We start from the raw sequence: 23,016 nt of genomic DNA on the forward strand, positions 1-23,016 counted from the left end.
GCAACAGACCATTTATTAAATGCGCTTTTTTTGCTTTGTTCAACATCCTGAGGGTGTAGAGAAAGATTTCCATAGTTCCCTAAAACTCCAAAGAATGTACGACCATATAAACTCTCAATCTCGTTTAACAAAACACCTGCTTCAAGTGCGTTATAATCGAGCTCAGCACCATAGCCATATTCAAAAGCAGATAAATTGGAAGCATAATGATGGCTCCCCCCATAAGCACGCAGAAAAAAGGCTGTCTTTTCATTCTCTTTCCAAGAAGAATGAAAAGCATTCCGCATTGTCTCCAACGTCTTATTTTGCGTGATCATATCCACTAAACCAGCATGAAATAAGGCATTTGGCAAAAGAAGATAAGTTGGAACCTGTGGAACAACAGCTCTAATTTGGAGATTAAACGAAGGATTAATAGGGGCAGAATCCCCAGATGGCTTTGGTTCAACAGGGGTAGAAGGAGGAGAAACAGAATCTGTAGATGAAGGTGATACCGGAACAGATGGCTTAGATGGCATAACCTCATCCGTAGAAGTCTCAACTGGAACAAATGGTGCAGGCATAGGCACAGCAGAAGGATTTTCTGGAACTGTTGGTACAGAGGGAGACGGAACTGGTGCAGAAGGAGTCAGCGTCGAATCCGTAGGGATAAATGTTTCAGACGGTTCAGATCCCTCAGGCAAAGAAGGTGTAGATGGTATAAGTGGAGGCTCAACAGAAGGGGGTTGTTCAGGTGAAATAGTCTCTGTTGGTCGTTTAGAAGGAACCGTCTCTTCTTCAGATTGAGGAGGTAAAACTGTAGACGTTGGCTTAGAAGCAGTTTCAGAAGAATCTAATTCAGGACCAATATAAACACTTTCGAGACGAAAATCCCAAAAATCCCCTTCTCCAACAACCAATCTATTCTTTGGATCTGCATTTCCAGAAGAAGAACTTGGACCATAGACACGAAGTTTATATTGATAAGGAAATCCATTCACCGTAGTATAACTATTGGCTAACTTAAAAGAACTTTCCTCTGCTGTCCCAGCAACTTGAACAAGTGAAATACTTTGACTTCCTTTATTGCCAGCTTCTCCTTCTAAGGTTTTGGAAAATTTCTCCATCATGAGCAGTGTACTTCCCAAAACATTCCCGTAGATCAAAATACGATCAGTTTTTTGAGGATTAAACGAGCCGTCATTATTCACAAACGCACTCATCTTAATCTGCACATTTCCCTTTGCATTATAGGCTTCTTTATCATATTGTATCCCCTCTATTGGATTTATGTCATTTAGATTACTTCCTTTCTCAATATATACTTTTCCAATATATAGCGTTTGATAATCTTGAGATATAAATTTATCAAAAAAAATTGTGCTATCAGAAATGCTTATAGACGAAAGTAATGAATCTACAGGAAGAGATTCCTGTAAATCTGTATGTTTCCTTTTGGTGAGATACCATGCAGAGCCATGTGTTAATTCTAAGTGAACAGTTGATACATCCTCAACACGAATACCCCCTGTAAGGGTAGAATTCTTTGCTTTCACCAATAGAGAAGAATTATTTTGAGCCTTTAACAATAAATCACCAGAGATCTTTGTCCTTTCTGTTAATTCAATGGTAGCTTCAGCTCCATAAATATCATCTCCCGTACTATAAATGGCAATACCATCAGGAACTGAAAAAGTTGTCTGTGACAAATGCAAAGATGCTTCACCCCAAACAATTTTTTCTACTTTTGAAAGTTTTTCACTCCCTACCTTAAACATATCACCCCATACATCTGGACCTAATCCATAAAAATACAGACCGTATACTCCCTCACCCTGAACAGAAATTTCTGTTCCTTCAATCTTAATATTTGTCTTTTTAAACTCATTTGATGAAGCGTATTCTTGAACCAATTTACCTTCAGCATCTGCATAACCTGCAAAATTCGTAATCAAGAAGCCATGCATATCAGTGAGCTGAATAAAATCACCACGTAATTGAACATTACCACCCTGTGATATGTCAAAAGCTCTTGGAAATTCATCAATACTTTCATTATCAACTACAATCGTGTGTTTCTTACCTTTTCCCTGAATATTGGTTGTATCAATAAGATATTTTCCCCCAAATTGTGTTGAAAACGCACCAATCTCATTAAAAGTAATAGTACTGCCTGACATCCTAATGAATGCATCAGAACTACTAACAAATCCAATCCCTTTTGCATTCAAATTATCTGATACAATATCAATATTTACGCTCACTAAAGCAATATCGGTTTTTTTTCCTTCTGCACATACAGCTTGCAAACTACCTTCAATCTTCCCTCTATTCATCACAACTTGCCCGTTCTGAACACGAAAACCGGACATATCCTTAATATTTGAATTGGTTAGAACAAGCTTGCCATCATCTTTTACAGATGCACTATATAAAAATGACTGCTTTGGCCTATGCGAGATAATATTTGTCTCTAATAAATTTAAAACAGTTCCCTCTTTTTCTATAGAGAAGACAGCAATAAAATCATCTAGAGAAGAGACAGAAGGAGTATAATTTTTATTACTTATCGTATGTTTTTTACTATCGCTATATGTAAAAAAACTCCCTGATACATTACAGGAAGTTCCTAAATTATTAGGATTCGCATTAACACTCACGATTGGCAAAAAAGAAACAATAGCCGTTGTAATAAATAAAAATCTATACCCGCTTAATACATTAACCATAACTTTATTCCCAATTTGCCTTTCTCCCCCTGTTAGTTAAAAATAAAAAACATCCCCCATAACATTAAGTTAAACACACTAAAAATAGCAAGTATAAAACTTAAATAATCACTTTATACTTCAAAAACACTCTATAACTTATGTAAAAATTACTCTATATTTCATAGGCACCTAAAAACGATAGTATAAACCGCCTGAAAAAAATAATCCCTGAAAAACCACCTTTTCTAAGGCAATGCTGATAAGTTACATCTCCATGCAAAGCAAAGTTTGAAGACAACTGAGCCTTCAATCCCATTCCAGTTTCTAGAGAAGAGCCAAAAGCCCTTATTGGAATTCATCTCCAAACCGCACACGTTGTTTTCCTCTAAAACTAATGGCAAGCTGAAGCTCGCAATTGAAAGAAACAACAAGAGCCTCTTCAGAAGCAGCAAGCATCTTTCTTAAAGACCACCAACACGCATCACCCATAAATCAAGTTTTCCCATCTCAATATCAAAACCATCAATATCAGACGCCTTATCAAACCGCACATTTTGATAAATAACCTAAACCTGCGGATCAAAAATAACCCCTTTATGCCCTGTCGTAAATGACTTGCCCGCAATCAATGAAGCACTCAAAGGTGTTTCCTTCAATGTTGCTGTCTTGCCTCTTGCTTGCGTGAGAACATCCCCTTTAAATAAACCATAGGAAAAAAGGACATCTATATAAAAGCCTGTATCATGCTGCATGCTGCCATATACTGTAATAGACCATTTATCAAATGTACTTTTTTGCTTTCTTTAACATCTTGAGGTTGTAGAAAGTTTTTTTCCATTATTCTCCATTATTCCAAAGCTCAAAGTGTGATGTGTATCCTCAATCGCATTGAGCAAGACACTTGCCTCTATACCATGAACAGCAGAAACCTGAATCTTACCTTCATCAAAGGAAAGAACCACCCTGCTTCACACCAAACACAGATTGAGATAACGTAGCATTTCTACCACTTTTCTTTTCGCCATTTCCTGTAATAGAACTCTTTTTAAAAGAAGTTTTATTATCTTTTGACACAATCACTGCTGATGTAATCTTCTCAGATCTCTTTAATTCTAAAATTCCATCAGTTCCTGAAAGCCTTTTTCCCCTTTACTTTTTTGCGGCTTAATAACTATGTTATGAGCTCGTATTGTAAAAATAACACCTGTAGTCCTCCTATCCAATCCACTCATATATAACTTATTACGACTTCCAAAAGTACGAGAAGCATCAACTGTATCACACGAATACGACTTAAAAAGAGAATTACACGAGGGGTTATAATCTTCTGCACTCACATCTATATTGTGCACGAAGAAAGAAATAGAGGTCGTAAGAGAACACACACATAGCGTTTTAGTACTTTAATCATAATTTAGTCTAAACTTCCTTTATTTTATTCATAAAAAACTGAAAAGACACACCTAGTTCATCTACTTATTATGTACCGTTACATATAATTTGTTTTGTATTATATGTAAAGTCAAAAATCAGAAAAACGACACAACAAAACTATGTTTTGTGCTTATGTCTTTCACAAAGGATGTATTAAAGAAAAATACAATTAAAAATGATAACTTAATCCACCAGAAAAATGCGTTCCGGAAAAGCCGTCACTCGTAAATTTATGCTGATAAATCAGATCGCTATGAAAAATAATTTTGGGAGATAATTGCGAAAAAACACCAAATCCAGCTTCTAAAGAAGTCCCAAAGGAACCAAGCTGGAAGGCATCTTTAAAATATACAAATTGTTTATCATCAAAACTACGAATGAAATGAAGCTTACCATAGAATGAGAGAACATGTGCATCTTTATCTTTAGTAAATGTAAGTGTCTTCGTTAAATACCCACCAATACGCATCCCCCAATGATCTGGACTTCGCATATCAATATTAAAATTATCAATATCACGAGTCTTATGAAACTGGAGATTTTGATAAACAAACTGAACCTGTGGTTCAAAAATAAAATATCGGCTGCCTATCATAAACGTTTTACCAGCAATTAAAGAAACACTTAGGGGCTTCCCTCTCAATGCAGCCGTTTTACCTCGCTCAAGTGTGAGAACATTTCCATTAAACAAACCATAAGAGAAGAGACCATCCATATAGAGACCCGTATCATGCTGCATGCTTCCATATGCTGTTATTGTCCATTTATCAAATATACTTTCTTGACTTTGTTTAACCTTTCGAGGCTGCAAAGAAAGCTTGCCATAATTTCCCATAATCCCAAAAGATGTCGTACTGTATGCACTTTCGATTTTCTTGAGTAAAATACCTGCCTCTAGTGCATTATAATCAAGCTCACCGCCATAATCACCATATTTAAATGCAGACAAATTTGAAGTATAATGATGATGTCCACCGTAACCGCGCAAAAACAAAGCGGGATTTTCATCATTTTTCAACAACCGACCAGGAACAGTTCGCAGCGCTTGCAACTGCTTGCTTTGATTACTGATATCCATCAATCCAGCATAAAATAAGGTATTTGGCACAAGAATATAAGTCAAAACCTGTGGAACAACGACTCTCACATTTGGCTCAAAATGAGAAGAAGGCTCAAAAACAGATGCCGGAACAGAAGAACCAGACGCAGGTGGAGTAACAACAAAAGGAGTGGGTGAAACAGATGGCGGAACAGAAGAACCAGATGCAACTGGGGAAACAACAGAAGGAGTGGGTGAAACAGATGACGGAACAGGTGAACCAGATGCAACTGGGGAAACAACAGAAGGAGTGGATGAAACAGATGACGGAACAGGTGAACCAGATGCAACTGGGGAAACAACAGAAGGAGTGGGTGAAACATGCGGCGGAACAGGTGAACCAGATGCAACTGGGGAAACAACAGAAGGAGTGGGTGAAACAGATGGCGGAACAGAAGAACCAGATGCAACTGGGGAAACAACAGAAGGAGTGGGTGAAACAGATGACGGAACAGGTGAACCAGATGCAACTGGGGAAACAACAGAAGGAGTGGATGAAACAGATGACGGAACAGGTGAACCAGATGCAACTGGGGAAACAACAGAAGGAGTGGATGAAACAGATGACGGAACAGGTGAACCAGATGCAGGTGGAGAAACTGGATTAGATTCAGCAATAGCGGGAACAACAGGTGCAAGAGAGGAAAGAGGATTGGGGATCTCAAGTACAAAAACATCAGATACATTAGGTGTGGTCGTAAGATGGGAATCCCTATCAGGAGAATCTACAGGAGAAGAAAGACTTGGCTCCTGAGACTTTTGCTGAGAGTTAGAATCAATAGAACCATCCTCACCTCCAGTAATATTAGGATGAATTTTAGAAAAAGAAGGAATATCATCAGAAGAAGGGGGGACAACCAAATCAAGAACAGGAAAAACTTTAGTGGAATCAACAAATTGACTTTCAAGTCGGAAATCCCAAAATGTTCCAGAGTTTTTAAGCACTCTTTGATTGGAATCTGCCGCCCCTAAAGAAGAGCCTGGACCATAACTCTTAAGATGATACTGATAGGGGGAGGCTTCAAGTGTGACATACCCCCCCTTTAACTGAAAAGAATCTTCCATGGCTTTTCCATAAACCTGAATAATGGAAATCCCCTGATTATTACCACCATCTCCCGTCAATGCCCCTGAACTTCCAGGAATCTTATAAACATGAACTGTTGTTTTTCCTTCAAGATCACCATTGATTAAAAGCCGGTCAGTTTTTTGCTCTTGCAGAGCTCCGCCTTTATCCAAATATGCATTAAGATAAAGATTCACATCACCGTGCGCTTTATAGACAGTCCCAAATCCTTTTCCAATGAGAAGTGTCTGATAACCATTTGTTTTTTTAGATTTTAATTCTTCAAAAACAAGAGAACTATCCGTAAGATTAACCGATGAAATAGAAGAATAATCTTTTAACCTAGAACCAGAAGCATCAGAATTTTGCAATTTGTCATATTTTGGTCGCGATAAAATCCACTTTGAACCATTTTTTAAATCTATCTTAGCTGTAGAACTTTCATCAACATGTGCGCCTCCTACAAGGGTAGAAGCATCAGCCTCAATCTTTACATTAGAACGCTCAACAGCTTTCAGGAGTGAATCTCCAGAAATTTTTGAATTTTGTAAGAGTTTAACAGAACTTTCGAATTCTCGACTATAAATAGCCGTACTTTCTGGAGCCATAAAAGTTGTCTTTGTCAAATGGACAGTCCCTTTTCCAGGTATAATTGTTTTTTTATCATTTAAGACAGCTTCCCAAAAAAAGTGCATGCCATTAAATCCATTCCCTCTCACAAAAACATTGGAATATTTTATATGAGCAGCATTATGGTTATTCCCCTGCACTACAATGCCATGAACATTGTCGACATTAACGTTTCCCTTCTGGAAATTAAGAGAGCCTTTCCCCTGAAGCATACTAAAAGCAGAACCTTCACGATGATTATCTGTATTTGTTTCCTGTTTCCCCCTCCCAGTAATAGAAACGCCCTCTAAATTAATTTCTCCATCTCCTCCTGTTTGAACACCAATACCATCAGCAAAATCAATTTTTCCTCCTTTCATATAAATTTTTGCACCATTATGACTCAAAAGACCTATCGCATCAGAAGATGTCTTAATCTCTGTCTTGGTCAAAGAAACAAACGACCCTTTACCCCCAACACTGATCCCCATTCTGGTTGCTTTAATCACCCCATCCTGCATTTCAAAAGCTCCCTCATCATTAATATCGGCCCCTATCGACACGTTATTTAACATGGAATCAAATAGAGCAACGCCTCCCCCATTTGAGGACTTTACAGCTGTTGTCCAAGCGTTTGTTTCTGAATGTCCATGTGCATTCGAAACACCATTAATGATTATAGCCTCTCCCTCAATGACTGTATTTTTCCCTGATGCCTCTATGGCAGCATAAGAACTTTCACCCGTAAGTTGATAAGTTTTCTTGGTAATTTCATGCGTTTTACCATCATTACAGCGATAAAATGAGGCACTTTCGTTACATGAATATGGCTTCTTCTCAGAAGAAATCTCACCTGCATCAGTATTGTATACAAAGAAAAAAATAACCGTTGTAAAATGATATAAAGAGAGATGATTTTTAAACATAATTTTCTACAAACTTTCTTCCCCTTCTCTAAAAACAAAAAACACGCGTTCTGTTTAATAACTTTGGTTACGCGTGATAATTAAAATACGTTTTGTATTTTATATATCCACCCTATATTTTATGTAAAGCCAGAATCCCAAAATATCACAATTTAAAATTGTATTATTTATAAAAACGCGTAAAAATATAGATAGAAATAAAAATTCCACCCCAAAGCAGTGATTTCAAGAGAATTTAATAAAAATAAACTCAAAGAAGAAAAACAGCATAAGAAGCAAAAACTGCAAACCAGAAAGCCTTATCTCGTTTCTAAAAAGAAACAAACTTGCTCATGCAAAAAAACATTTTTTTAAAAAACTTATTTAAAAAGTTGCAAACAAATAATAAAAAACCACAAGCTATGCTTGTGGTTTTTTAAACAACTTACCTCAAGGTGATCATCCTAAAAACGATAGCGCAATCCACCAGAAAAACTGATTCCAGAAAAACCACCTTTACTCAACTTATGCTGATAAACCAAATCACCATGAAGCGCAAATTTTTGAGACAAGCGAGCATTAAGACCTAATCCAGCCTCTAGAGAAGAACCAAAAGCCCCTAACTGGAAAGAATCTTTAAAGCGCACAGACCTTTCTTTTCCAAAATCATGGGCAAAATGAATCTTTCCATAAAAAGAAACATCACGATCTTTTTCAGACGCAGTAAGAGTCTTTATCAAGCGACCACCCATACGCACCATCAATTGATCAAGTTTATCCATCTCAATATTAAAATTATCAATATCGCGGGCCTCATTAAATTGAAGATGCTGATAAACAACCTGAACCTGTGGATCAAAAACAACACCTTCATATCCTGTGGCAATTTTCTGACCACTCATCAAGGAAACACTTAAAGGGTTACCCTTCAATGTTGCCGTTTTACCCCGCGCAGTTGTCAGAACGTCTCCCTTAAACAGACCATAAGATAACAAACCATCAACATAGAATCCTACATCATGCTGCATACTGCCATAAACTGTAGCAGTCCATTTATCAAATGTACTTTTTTGGCTTTGTGCAACATCTCGAGGTTGTAGAGAAAGCTTTCCATAAGACCCCATCACCCCAAAGGATATAACACTGTCAACATTTTCAACAGTTTGTAGCAAAACACCTGTCTCTAGTGCATAGTACCCTAGATCTCCCCCATAACCATATTCAAGCGCAGATAAATCTGAGGCATAACGATAACTTCCACCATAGCCACGCAAAAATGAAGCAGGATTTTCACGAATTTCCAACATTCCACTAGGATTAGTCCGTACTGTCTCTAACTGCTTGTTTTGATTGCTGATATCCATTAAACCAGCATGGAATAAACTATTTGGCAAAAGCAGATAAGTTGGAACCTGAGGCACAACAACCTTAACGCCTTGCCTAGAATGATGCTCACCACCTAAACTAAGTTTAGAACTCTGAGTTAATCTAAATGTAGTATCAGAATCAATAAATCCATTTTCGAGGCGGAAATCCCAAAAATCTCCTTCACCTTCGACTAATCTTTGAGACGCACTCGCTCTTCCTAATTCAGAGTTTGGGCCATAAGCATGAAGCCTATATTGGTAAGGTAGACCGTCCAATGCAATATAATCACCATCCAACAAGAAAGAATCTTTCTCCGCTACTCCAGAAACCTGAATAATCGAGATACCTTTGTCATTTCCATAACGCTCCGTACCACCTCCTGGACTTCCTGAAACACCATGCACATGTACTATCGTTTTTCCTTCAATATCACCATGGATTAAAAAACGATCCGTTTTTTGATTCTGAAGAGCCCCCCCCTTATTCAAATAAGTGTTGAGATAAAGATGTGCATTACCCTGTGCTTTATAAACTTCACCTGTTCCTCTCCCAACACGAAGGGTTTGATAGCCATCAACTATGTTAGTTTCTGGTTGTTCAAAAATAATAGAACTATCAATAAGATGTATTAATGAAATTGATGAAACACCTATAGAACTAGGAACTTGCAAATTTTTATTTTTCGGTCGTGATAAAATCCATTTTGAATCACCTCTCAACCGAAATTCAGCAGAAGAACTTTCATCAACATGTGTCCCCCCTACAAGTGTAGAAGCATCCACTGAAACCTTCACAAAAGAGCCATCCTCAACCTTCAGTAATAAATCTCCAGAAAGTTTGGAATTATCCAACAGCCTAACAACACCACCAGATCCTCTGCTATAAATAGCCGCACTCTTTGGAACTGTAAAAGAGGTTCTTGTCAAGTCAACAATCCCTCGTACGGGTAAGTTCGTTTTTGGAAGACTTCCGAACATCTCTTCCTCACCCGCAAAAATATAAAAAGAATAGGGATACTCGTGATCTTTCATTTCCTCATTTCTGTCTCCTAGTCCCTCCCAAAAACGCAACCCATAAGACGTATTACTTTCTACCAAAACCGTAGAATCCACGATAGTTATAAAGACACCCTTCCCATCGATATTATTCCCATGCATTGAAAAACCATGAGCATTGGCTAGATTAACTTTACCTTTCTCAAAATGGATAAACCCATTAGACGCATGAAAAGCTGAATTTTCATTATGGTCATCTATACCCATCCCCTGACTACCTTGTTCGGTAATAGAACTACTCCTTAAATCGACCTGTCCCCAATTTTTTATTTTAACTCCGATACCCTTTGTAAAGTTAATCTCTCCTCTTTCTATAATCACTTGTCCATATTCACTCGCCACGACCCCATACTTCCAAAAACTTTCTTTTGAAATAACAGCACTTGAAGCATCCTTAACAGTTATATTTTTCCCTAAGAGAAGCGTTTTTCTTCCAGATGCTTGTATAGCAACAGTTTCATTCGTATTTTCATCAGTTTTTTGATAATTTTTATTGTAAAAGTAGTGTTTTTTACCATCATTACACCGATAAAATTCACTATTCATACTACATGAAAATTGATCCTGATTATTTTGTGTCTTACCATTAACGCCAGAACGATCTTGTACCCCAGTATTAACAACAGCACCACCTTGAACCGTAGCATCAACATTGTGTGCACAAAAAAGAAATGCTGTTGTAAAAGTACATAAGGAAAAACGATTTTTAAATAGATTGACCATAATTACACCATAATTTTGCCCATAAAAGTAATACGTAATGTATCAAAAAACTTAACAAAGAGAAAAAATTAATACGTTTTGGATTAACTGCGCAGATCTTATTAATGCTTTTTGTGTTTTATGTAAATATGGAATTTAAAAGTTACTAAAAATACAGTCTAAATCTATTTTTTTATAAGGGATTTGCAAAAATATAACTGAAAAATTAGAGGAAAATCATCTTTAAAGTTGTTATTTAAAAGCAGCTTTAAGGAATTTTTGTACATTAAGAATGCCTATTTTAACTGTTGTTTAATCAATACCCAAAGCGTGTATAATTAATATTCGAGATAAATATTATATTGAAACAATGGGCACTCGTAAGCAGACAAAACTGAATATATGCCAAAATTGGGAAGCAAAGCTATCACATACAGCTGTTTTAGGCAGTATTTATGGAAATACGAACTAATTTAGAAAGAGGAGGAAAGTGTAAAAATTAAAATCTGTTCCGATTTTTACCATCTCTTTTCAACATTTTAAAATATTCAGAGCCGTATCTAAAAGGTGAAAATGACATATAATTTTATCTTTTTATTTATCACATTCTTTAAAGAAAACGCATTTTCAAAAAATAATACGTTATTTATGTTTCTAATCCACCAATTTTCTCAGATATATCTCATATTTCCATCTCCATTTCATAACGACAGCAGATATAATATCAAGTTTATCGGATACAGCCCTCATTGCGCCTGAGTAGCATCTTTGTCTTTGCCAATTTCTAATATTGTAAATCCTCTCCTCTTAACATAATCCCCCAAATTATATTGACTCCTTTCTTAAACGATTATCCACCTGCCAATTTTACATATAATAGACAAAGGAATGCTTTTTATGGATTCATCATAAGAGCATTGAAAATATTTCAGCGCCCTAAATTAAAAAATATCTTTATAAATCAAAATATTATAAATAGTATAATAATCACTCTGAAATACGCATTTTGAAACAATAACGTACAAACTCTTCAGACTTTTCAAAAAAACGAAAGAAGTCCAACCTAAAAGCATGTTAAAGATATGCAAAGTCATACTCTCGTAAAAATGCTATAACACAAGATGAATAGATAATGAGAAAAGCCACAAGTACAACTTGTGGCTTTTTGAAAGATTAATCAAAAACAGGAACAACACTAGAAATGATAACGCAATCCACCTGAAAAACTTGTTCCAGAAAAACCAGCTTTCGTTAGTTTGTGCTGATAAACCAAATCGCCGTAAAGCGCAAATTTTTGAGACAATTGGGCATTAAAACCTAATCCTGTTTCTAATGAAGAACCAAAAGCACCTAGCTGGAAAGCATCTTTAAAATGCACAAATTGTTTTCCTTCAAAACCATGAGCAAGATGAAGCTTGCCATAGAAAGAAATAACTTGAGCCTCATCAGTAACGACCAGCCTCTTTGTTAAACGCCCCCCAACACGCCCTATCCATTGATGAAGCTTTCCTAAATCAATATCAAAGCCATCCACATCACGCACCTTATTAAATTGAAGATATTGATAAACAACCTGAACTTGCGGATCAAAAACAAAACCGTCCTCCCCCACCATAAACGTTTTACCAGCAGTCAATGAAGCACTTAAAGGGAAACCCTTTAATGTTGCCGTCTTGCCACGTGCAGTTGTTAGAACATCACCTTTAAACAAGCCGTAAGACACAAGACCATCAACGTAAAAACCTGCATCATGCTGCATACCACCATATGCCGTAACTGACCATTTATCAAATGTACTTTTTTGACTCTGCTCAACATTCAAAGGTTGCAAAGAAAATCTCTCGTAAGCCCCGATAACTCCAAAAGAAGTGGAACCATACATATTTTCGATTGCTTTCAGCAAAACACCTGCCTCTAGTGCATTATAATCAAACTCGCCGCCATAACCATATTCAAGCGTGGAAAGATTTGAAGTATAACGATGATTGCCGCCATAACCGCTCACAAAAAAGAGAGGATTTTCACGACTTTCTAATAAGCCCCCAGAAGTAATACGCAAAGCTTCTAACCGCTTATTTTGATTGTTAACATTCATCAAACCAATATGACGTAAGACATTAGGCAAAAGGAGATAAGTCGGAACCTGCGGAACAACAGCCTTAACGCCCGGCTTAGGACGAGGATGAGGCTCCGGAGCTGGTTCTGGAGAAGGTTCTGGTCCCGGAATTGGCTTAGGAGAAGGATCTGGTTTAGGTTGAACATCAGAATCTATAGACCTACTTTCAAGGCGAAAATCCCAAAATTCCCCGTTACCTTCAACTAATCTCTGATCCATACTTGCTTTTCCAAACTCAGATTCTGGACCATAACTATAAAGCTTATACTGATAAGGTAATTCGTTTAAGGCTACATAACCACCTTCCAACTGAAAAGAATCTTGCTTTGCTTGTCCAGAAACCTGAATGACTGAAATACCTTCAGCATTCCCCCCCTTTCCCGTATATCCTCCTGGACTTCCTGCAACTCCATGCACTTGGAGCTTTGTTTTTCCCGAAACATCACCATGAATTAAAACACGATCCGTCTTTTGATGATTAAGAGCACCACCACTATTCAGATATGTATTAAGGGAAATAGAGGCACCATCCCGTACTCTATAAACTTCACCCTTTCCCTTTCCAATACGAAGGGTTTGATAATCATCAACAGAAGAAGATTCGTGTCTTTTAAAATTAATAGAGCTCTCATCCATAAGACTCACGAGTGAAATAGAAGAATCATGTGCAGCCTCGTGTTGATCTTTTTGCAACGGTTGTTGTAAAATCCATTTAGAACGGCCTCCCAAATAAAGCTCAGCATTAGAGTCTTTATCAACGTGTGTGCGACCCTCAAGAGTAGAAGCATCCGCCAAAACTGTTATAGAAGCACCTTCCTCAGCTTTTAATAAAAAATTCCCTGAACGAAGAGTGCTGTGTACCAACCCCACCGCACCAGAAATCATGTTTTTACCATAAAGAGCCGCATCGTCTAAAACAGAAAACTCTGTTTTATCCAAATTAACAACTTCTAATCGTGGTGGAGCTTTTTCTTCCTCTAATGAAATCTCTTCTTTTTTACCTCCACCTTCGCTCCATGGCTTCTCTCCCCGAAAATAGATACCATAAGATCCCTTACCCTTTACGGTAACAGAAGAGGATTTCATATTAACTTCAGTCACAGGAATCTTTGAATCAGAATCTTCATTTGATAAATCTTTAACTTCCTGAAGAGGAATAGAATTAACTTTATTTTCTAATAATATGCCATGGACACCCCCACCAGTACTAACAATAGTACCCTCTAAATTAACAGCCCCCCCTAAATCCGTACGCAAAACTGCATGATTATCCGAATTTTTTTCTTTACCCTTCCCAGTAATTTTAACATTCTCGAGATTTACTTTTCCACCTAACATCGAAAAAATCCCATGACTGTTCATAAAATCAACTGATCCACCTGACATCCAAATTTCTGAATGATCATAACTTAAAAGACTTGCATTCCCATTAGCGGTCTTAATTTCTGTATCTTCTAAAAGAACAAACGATTTCTCTGCTGCATCAACACCCTCATGGCTTCCCTCAATCTTTCCATTTTTTATCTCAATCACGCCATCACTCGCACGAAGGGCTATAACTGTGCCTTTGATAATCGGATCTTCCAAAACAATCTTACCGTTCTCTAATACATGCACCCCTACTAGAAAAGTTTTATCAGCAACTTGACTACTAACCGTTACACCCTTCCCGCGAACTTCTGTACCTATTCCTTTCACCGTTATAGCAGTAGGATTTTCAGGATAATTGGAAACGTTTTCATTCGTAATCTTATAAGATTTATTATCAATTTTAGGCTTCCCTTTAGACTCCCCGCAATTATCGCATATATAATACAACCCATTATAGTAATAAAACCCACGCTTTATACCTCTTTCATCAAAGCCTGCATCTTTAACAGAGTTATCTATATGACCATTATTCGATCCCTCCATTCCACTCAACCCACGATAATCACTTCCCCCACGAATACCCTCATCGTTATTGCCAACAGGAATCTGATAAAAAATATAATGATTATTCTGCCCACTCTCTCCACTAAGAGGAGACTTATGCACATTATTCCCACTAAGATGAGAACCAGAAGTAACACTAATACCGTTAATCGGAGTAACAGTTATAACATAAGGTTTACCGTTCCCCTCTGCAGCCGCATACACTTCTCTTCCATTTTGAAGCAAAGAGAGGATAGCTGTTGTACAAGCACATAAACATACATGATTTCTAAAAACTTTAATCATAGTTCCCTCGAAACTTTCCTTCCCCTCTCATTAAAAACAAAAGCACTTACAAAACACCCCCTTGCACACCTCAAAAATACGAAAAGTGTAACAAAAGAACATGCCTCATGCTTATTTGAACTGTGCAATGAATTATCCCAATAAATTTGGCAAAAGCTCTACGCTAAAAACCATCTATAAGAGAATAACAACAAAACACACTTTATAAGTGTATAATGCATTCTGTATTTCGTGTAAAGAAAAAATGAAACCAGTGCGTGCAATTAATTAAAAACACAATCTAGCCTTGTGAACTTTAAAAATTAATCCACAAGGAGATGAATGAAACAATGATTTAAATCCGTAAAAAACAAACTCTCAAAAACGAGCTTTAGAAAACATCAAAATCACATCAGTAGCAGCATAAATTTTAAGAAAATTCGCTTTAGCGGAGAAAAGTGCTCTCACACACAAAACAAACTATGTTTTTTTTTGCTCAATCAAGAAGACGAAAATCTTTTAAAGACAACACAAGTTGTTACAAAGAAAAAAGGCAGCACAATGTGCTGCCTTTTCTAAAAAGGTACATAGTGTACCTTATATTAAAACTGGTAACGTATTCCTCCGGAAAAACTTGTTCCCGAAAAACCAGCCTTATTAAGCTTATGTTGATAGAGAATATCAGCATGCAGAGAGAACTGTGGCAACAATTTGGCATTAAAACCTAATCCAGCCTCTAGAGAAGAACCAAAAGCTCCTAACTTGAAAGCATCATTGAAATGCACAGACTGTTTTCCTTCAAAACCATGAGCAAGATAAAGCTTACCATAGAAAGCAACAGCATCCACGCCTTCAGAACCTGTAGGAATCTTGGTTAAACGTCCACCAACACGTGCTACCCACTGATTAAGGTTACCCATTTCAATATTAAAATTGTCGATATCACGGGCCTTATCAAACCGGAGATGTTGATACACAACCTGAACCTGCGGATCAAAGACAAAGCCCTTATATCCTGTCATAATTGTCTGACCACCAGCTAAAGAAACACTCAAAGGATTACCTTTTAATGTTGCTGTTTTACCCCGTGCAAGGGTGAGAACATCACCTTTGAACAGACCATAGGATAAAAGACCATCGACATAGAAGCCAACATTATGCTGCATGCTACCATATACCGTAGCAGTCCATTTATCAAATGCACTCTTCTGACTGTACTCAACATTCACAGGCTGCAGAGAAAGTTTTCCATAAGTTCCCATAACGCCAAAGGATATAGCACTGTCAGCATTTTCAATAGTTTGCAGCAAAACACCTGCCTCTACACCATTATAACTAAGATCACCTCCGTAACCATATTCAAGTGCGGAAAGATCTGAAGCATAACGGTAACTTCCACCATAGCCGCGCAAGTATAAAGCGGGATTTTCACGAACCTCTACCATTCCTGTAGAAGTCATCCGCAACGTCTCCAATTGCTTATTTTGATTGCTAATATCCATTAAACCAGCGTGGAATACACTATTAGGCAAGCTGAGATAAGTTGGAACCTGTGGAACAACAGACCTTACAAATTGTTCAGGAAGGGCAGCAGATCCAACAGACTTAACATACTGATTTTCTAAACGGAAATTCCAAAATTCTCCACCATCCTTAACAAATTTCTGCTGAACATGCTCCTGTTTCGAAGTCGCTTCTGGAGCATAAGCACGAAGGGTGTATTTGTAAGGTGAGTTTCTCAGTGCAACATAATTGCCATCGAGTTGGAAAGAGTCTTTCTTCGCTTGACCATAGACCTGAATAATTGAAACAGTATGAGCAATCTTGGCATTCGCTTTACCATCTCCTACATTGCCCGCATCACCTCGTACATGTATTTTTGTTTTTCCAGAAACATCACCATGAATGACAAGCCGATCAGTGACTTGCTGATCACTCCGATCACGAGGATTTAAACGTGCATTGAGATGAATTACAGCATTACCCTGTGCCGCATAAACAGTTCCTTTCCCATTTCCAATATGGAGAGTCTGATATTTTCCTTCAGATTCCGAAGGTGCAAAATCAATAGCACTATTTACAAGACTTACAGAAGAAATGCATGAATCCACACATCCTGAATCTAGAGTCCCCAAATTCCTCTGTGCACTTCTTTTTAGAATCCACTGTGAATTATTAGCCAAGTCTAATTTTGCATAAGAATTTTTATCAACGCGAACACCGCCTGTAACAATAGAATTATCAACTGAAACCAATATGTTCGAATCATTCTCGGCTTTTAATAACAAGTCACCAGCAAGAGTTGTTTTATTTTCTAATGAAACATGACCACCAGAATTATTACCATAGATAGCTATACCATTTGCAACTTCAAAATCAGTTTTTTTCAACGAAACTGTCCCTGTTATGCCTATAGGCGTTTTTTCCTGTTTGGACACAGTACTCCGCTTAACAACATTTGTTTTCTCAGTTGTTAAATCCTGACTTCGATTTTGTTGACTCGCTTCCTTCTGTGTTCCCCCATCAAAATATATGCCGTAGACTCCGTCACCTTCCACTTTAACAGTAGAAGACTCGATATTTACGTGATTCATAGTAGGACGAACGTCAGAAGATCTCCTTCTCCTGGAAGAGCCGGTCTCAACCACATTATCATCAGACTTTATAATCCACAAACCATGAGCATCAGTAACAACATTTCCATTCTTAAAATCAACAGAAGCATTATCACTCACCAAAAAAGCTGCACGTCCAAATTTCTCTGTAGAATTCGACTTTCCTGCTTCCTTTTTCGCAGTAATATTAACTTTGTTTAATCTTACACGTCCCCGTGCTTCTGATCTCACAGCCACTCCATTTGTCAGCATAACCGTTCCAGAGTCCATAGTTACCTCACCAGCCTGACTCGCCAAACCAGCCACAGCTAAATCCCCCGTTACGTTAATTTTCGTATCCTTTAAATTAACAGATGATCCAGAACCCGCCAAAGCGCCTACATAACGCGCATTGACTGTTCCAGCATGCATTGTAACCTTCCCGCCACTTTGCGCTTCAAGCCCAATCACAGAAGAGGTAATTGTTGATTTATTATCCAAAACAACTTCTGCCCCCTCTTCTGCAAGCACAGCACTCACGGCATATATTTCATTAAAATCAACATTATTTTTGCTATCAGAAAAATCCGCACCACTAATTGTGGCTCCCTCTAACTTAATAACCGTATCCTGATTTTTTGCATGCATAGGATGCTGAGTTTTATCACTTACCTTCAGTGTCTTCCCTGTTATTGTCCGCGATTTACCATCTCTACACAAATAAGTAGTCTGTGATCCCTTCTCACCATTATTCATATCATCACATGTAGAAGAAACCGTTTCCTTAGAAGAAACATCTCCATTACCAGTACGACTAAGCATAAGAACACGCCCAACAGCTCTAGAAGATACAGCAGATGTCTCAGAAACCACAGGAGAAGAAGCATTCGCAGAAGCCCCATTAGAAGATATAACAGCTATCTCAGAAACCACAGAAGTAGAAGGCTGCATAGCAGAAGCTCCATTAGATATAGCAGGTATCTCAGGAGCAGAAGGCTTCATAGCAGAAACTCCATTAGAAGATATAGCAGATATCTCAGAAGTAGAAGGCTGCACAGCAGAAGCTCCATTAGATATAGCAGATATCTCAGAAGTAGAAGGCTTCATAGCAGAAACTCCATTAGAAGATATAACAGCTACCTCAGAAACAACAGGAACAGAAGCATTCATAGCAGCCTTCATAGCAGCAGCTGATTTTATAGGTGATGGCCTCTTAGATACAATATGATCCCCAGGTGTTACAAAAATTTCATCGGCAGATATTACAGGTCCTCTACCTGTATCAGATCTCCCACTTAAATTAACTCTTGGAGGTACTAAAGGTGCCAAATTTCTGGATAAAGAAGGAGTAACAGATGATGGAGATGGAGTAACAGGTAAAAAGGTATGCACTACAACCTCAGATGTTTCAGATTCCGTAAAATCTTCGTCATCATCATCTTCATAAAATTCGTCAGATGTTTCAGATCTCAAAAGTGAATTGCCTTGAACAGAGACTACAGATGCAGATTCCCCAGATACAGGAGGAGTTATGGATTCACTATTTACTTCACCAGCACCAGTGTCAGCATTAGTATTTATTGCAGTTTCAGTAGAAGCATCAGTAGAATCAACTGCAACAAGTGGCTTAGCCTTAAAAATAGGTTGAAAATTAGCAGTAGCAGTATAAGCAGAAACGAGAGGTATAAAATATTCATTTTCTAAACGAAAATCCCAAACACTTCTACTATTTTTAAGTAATGTCTTATCAAAATACTGCATTTTCGGAGGAGTAGTTGGACCATAAGCACGAAGAACATACTTATAAGGTAACCCTTCTCGTGTAATATAATCACCTTTCAGCTTAAAAGAATCCCTCTCTGCATTTCCAAAAACCTGAATAATTGAAATGCTATGAGGTGTATCCTGACTTTGTGATATACCATCAGAAGTATCATTCACAACTACCATTGTTTTTCCAGAAACATCACCATGAATCAACAATCTGTCAGATATTTGAGAATTTTCTGTATTGCTAGGCATCAAATTTGCATTGAAGTAAATTGTAGCACCAGAAGCGGCAGAAGCAGCACTATAAACTGTTCCATCCCCATCTCCTATGCGAAGGGTTCGATACTCAATATCTTTATTAGATGTATTTTCATTTTTCAAAGAAGTAAAAAATCTAACATTACTATCTACAAGATTCATAGACGAAAGACATGAATCTACACAACCCGTATTTGAATTTTCCAAACTATTATGCAGATTCTTTGTTAAATACCACTCTGATCCCCCAGATAGAAAAAGCCTAGCTTGAGATTTTTTATCAACGTGAGCTCCCCCCATGACGACAGAGTCTTCAACAAAAACCGACAAATGCGACCCCTCTTCAGCTTTCAACACTAAATCACCCGAAAGAGTTGAGTCATCTTTTACAACGACGTACCCATCCAAACTGTTACCATAAATGACCACACCATTAGGAACTCTGAAAACCGTATTTTTCAAAAGAACTGCATGCAAACTATCTCCATCATCTTTTATTCCACCCTCTCTCAGATTTTGACCTACATTTTGACCACTTTCTTGTCTCACACTCGTTTGATCATTTTTTCTCCTCACATTCGAAGGTATATCACCAAAAAATACACCATAAGACTTACCTTCAACTTTAACGGTTGAATTTTGAATATCAGAAACTATTAAGTTGACAACTCTAGAGTTTGCATCTGGCTCAGACGCCACCACTGCAGAATCTCCAGCGCCAGCTCCAGATGGTGCACTAGTACTTCCAGAATCTGCACCGCTTCCTAAAAAATTCTCTATAGGGAATAAAGCCTCAAAATACGCGGAACCAATATTATTAAGGACAGCGCCATCTCTAGATTCAATAGAGATGACCTCACCAACGAAAGAATCACTATTAGCGTCAGAATCCTGTTGCGTATCATTGCCACCCTCACTCTCCGCTTCTACTCTATTAGAAGCTCCAGAGATATTATTCTTAAAGCTATCACTTACCAAAAATGCAATAGTATTAGGAGCTCTAAGTTTTCCATTTTTAAAGGAAATAGTACCTCCAAGTGACAATAAACCTATATTCGTCTCCGAAGTACCAACTTCTGTAGTTTTTGGTTCCTCAGCAACATTGATAACCGTCCCGTCTAGTAGAACAGTCCCCTCTTTTGTAGAGATAACTCCTATTCCACCCTCTTTCACGGTAATTGCTCCAGACCTCATCTCGATAACGGATGGACCCAAACTAACTAAACCGATTCTTTTAACATTAATATCTACATTCTCTAAAACAATCCACCCATTATCACTAGCAAGAGCACCTATATACGCATCTCTGATTCCTCCCCCCACCATTGTGATCTTTCCAGTCTCTTCAGCCCGAAGCCCAATAAAAAAACCCTGAATATTTGAGTTTTTCAATTTAACCTCCGCACCCATATTTGAAGCAGAATCTCCGACATATACACCAACATAAAGCGGATCATGAATATATAAACTACCTATGTTCTCTATACCTACTTTATAATCCTGTATACCTACTGCAGATAAACTTTCAGAAAGTTCTTTCCCAATATTCATACTTTCAATGGATACTTCGTCCAAATTAACAACTACTTTCCCATCATCAAGGGGAGATTCCACATTTACAGCGCTCTCACCTTGATCCGCTATAATAGTCCCCCCTATTAGAGCATATACTCCCGACTGATCACAGGAAATAGATCCATATATTCGCTGATCACCATTGAGTAAATCAGCCAATCCTTTACCTGCCTCCACAGAATCTATAAATTCTAGAGCCCCAACACCATCACCAACCGGTGTAGATACACTCACACCAGGCACAAAAAAACCTGCTCTATCAGGTGTTAAAGAATTCAATACAAAACTTGATATACCTGGCATACCAATAAGACCATCTGCACTCGCTTTTTGTACTCTTAGCGCCTCTTCCCCCACTGGAAAATATGTTTCAGCTAAACTATCTTTTTTCGGAATATTAAATAATGTCCAAGTATCTACATTTCTTGGAACATCTAGTAATCTAACTAACTCTCCACCTACTCCACTTGGCACACCTGCATGCCCATCACGTGCTCTCTTCCCACTTGCTATTGCTGTTTTTGCTTCTTTTGCCTCCACATTTTCTGCTCTTGTTGCTCTTGCCTTCCTAGTAGATACACCGCCTGTACCTGGAACACCTGGCATACTATTCAAAGCACCATTTGATATAGTACCTGGACCAACACCTGGAATAGCAGGCAGATTCGTTGTATCTGCCCCACTCGCAACACCTGATATAGCCTTTGGTCTTTGTTGACTTACAGTGTTTAATCCTCCTCCTGCTATATTACCTGATAATAAAGTATCTTGTACAAGAGCTAATGAGCCATCAAAGCCAGCTGGTACACCTGCTTGCGGCACATTTACTACTGTTTCCATCCTAGTAGATAAGACGCCTGAACTAGGAGTAGATAGGACACCTGAACCTGGGACCCCTGGCACAGCACCTGTACCACTCGCAACACCAGGTACTGCACCTGCACCACTCGCAACACCAGGTACTGCACCTGCACCACTCGCAACACCAGGTACTGCACCTGCACCACTCGCAACACGAACACTACTATCTGCAACATTCCGTATCATGCCAGGAACAAAAATATTATTCTTTCTAGAATGACAAGCACTAATAGGTCGAATGTGATTTAAAACAGGCACAATCTGAGCCTGAGCCTGAGCCTGAGGCTGAGCCTGAGGCTGAGGCTGAGGCTGAGCAGAACCACTACCAACAGGATTACCGACTCTAGGTTCTGCTCTTCCAGAAACCTCCACTCCTCCGGGTGGTGTTATAGCCCCTGTGCTCGACCCTCCAATTAAAGAGGTAAATGATGATAATGATGGCAATGAAACTGAAGGAAAGTATGATGAGAACCAACCACTCCCCATAGAAACATCTACACCTTGTAAAAAGAAGAAAGCACTTGTTGTCAGTGCGTACAAACGTGTACGCTTTTTAAATACATTGATCATATGTCAAACTTTCTAAATAATGTTGCAAAAACACTAGAATTAAGTGAAAATGAGGTAAGTGAACGGTTTGTAACATATGTCAGTCAACTTTACAACATAGTGTTATTTATTTACGCTTCATTTTGTGCATAAAAATACCAAAGTT

Annotated in this window: 5 protein-coding genes and 1 pseudogene; all 6 read right to left on the minus strand. The window is 38.1% G+C overall.

What is annotated here, in order from left to right:
- On the minus strand, positions 1-2,708 hold a 2,708-nt coding region (locus ACFIM6_RS08025), incomplete at its 3' end, for an autotransporter outer membrane beta-barrel domain-containing protein (RefSeq protein WP_375612397.1).
- 171 nt (positions 2,709-2,879) lie between these two features.
- Positions 2,880-3,607: pseudogene (locus ACFIM6_RS08030) on the minus strand (autotransporter outer membrane beta-barrel domain-containing protein); the annotation flags it as partial.
- 686 nt (positions 3,608-4,293) lie between these two features.
- Positions 4,294-7,824: an autotransporter outer membrane beta-barrel domain-containing protein gene (locus tag ACFIM6_RS08035; protein ID WP_375612398.1), complete on the minus strand. Its 3,531-nt coding sequence runs from the start codon at positions 7,822-7,824 to the stop codon at positions 4,294-4,296.
- A gap of 443 nt (positions 7,825-8,267) precedes the next feature.
- Entirely contained in the window at positions 8,268-10,949 is a 2,682-nt protein-coding gene (locus ACFIM6_RS08040) for an autotransporter outer membrane beta-barrel domain-containing protein (protein ID WP_375612399.1), read from the minus strand.
- 1,174 nt (positions 10,950-12,123) lie between these two features.
- Positions 12,124-15,264, minus strand: a complete 3,141-nt coding sequence (locus ACFIM6_RS08045) for an autotransporter outer membrane beta-barrel domain-containing protein (protein WP_375612400.1) — start codon at positions 15,262-15,264, stop codon at positions 12,124-12,126.
- A 581-nt stretch (positions 15,265-15,845) separates the two neighbouring features.
- Positions 15,846-22,871: an autotransporter outer membrane beta-barrel domain-containing protein gene (locus ACFIM6_RS08050; protein ID WP_375612401.1), complete on the minus strand. Its 7,026-nt coding sequence runs from the start codon at positions 22,869-22,871 to the stop codon at positions 15,846-15,848.
- Positions 22,872-23,016: the final 145 nt, after the last annotated feature.

It is taken from the genome of Bartonella sp. AA9NXGY (genome assembly GCF_042196845.1).
In the GTDB taxonomy this organism is placed as follows: Bacteria; Pseudomonadota; Alphaproteobacteria; order Rhizobiales; family Rhizobiaceae; genus Bartonella.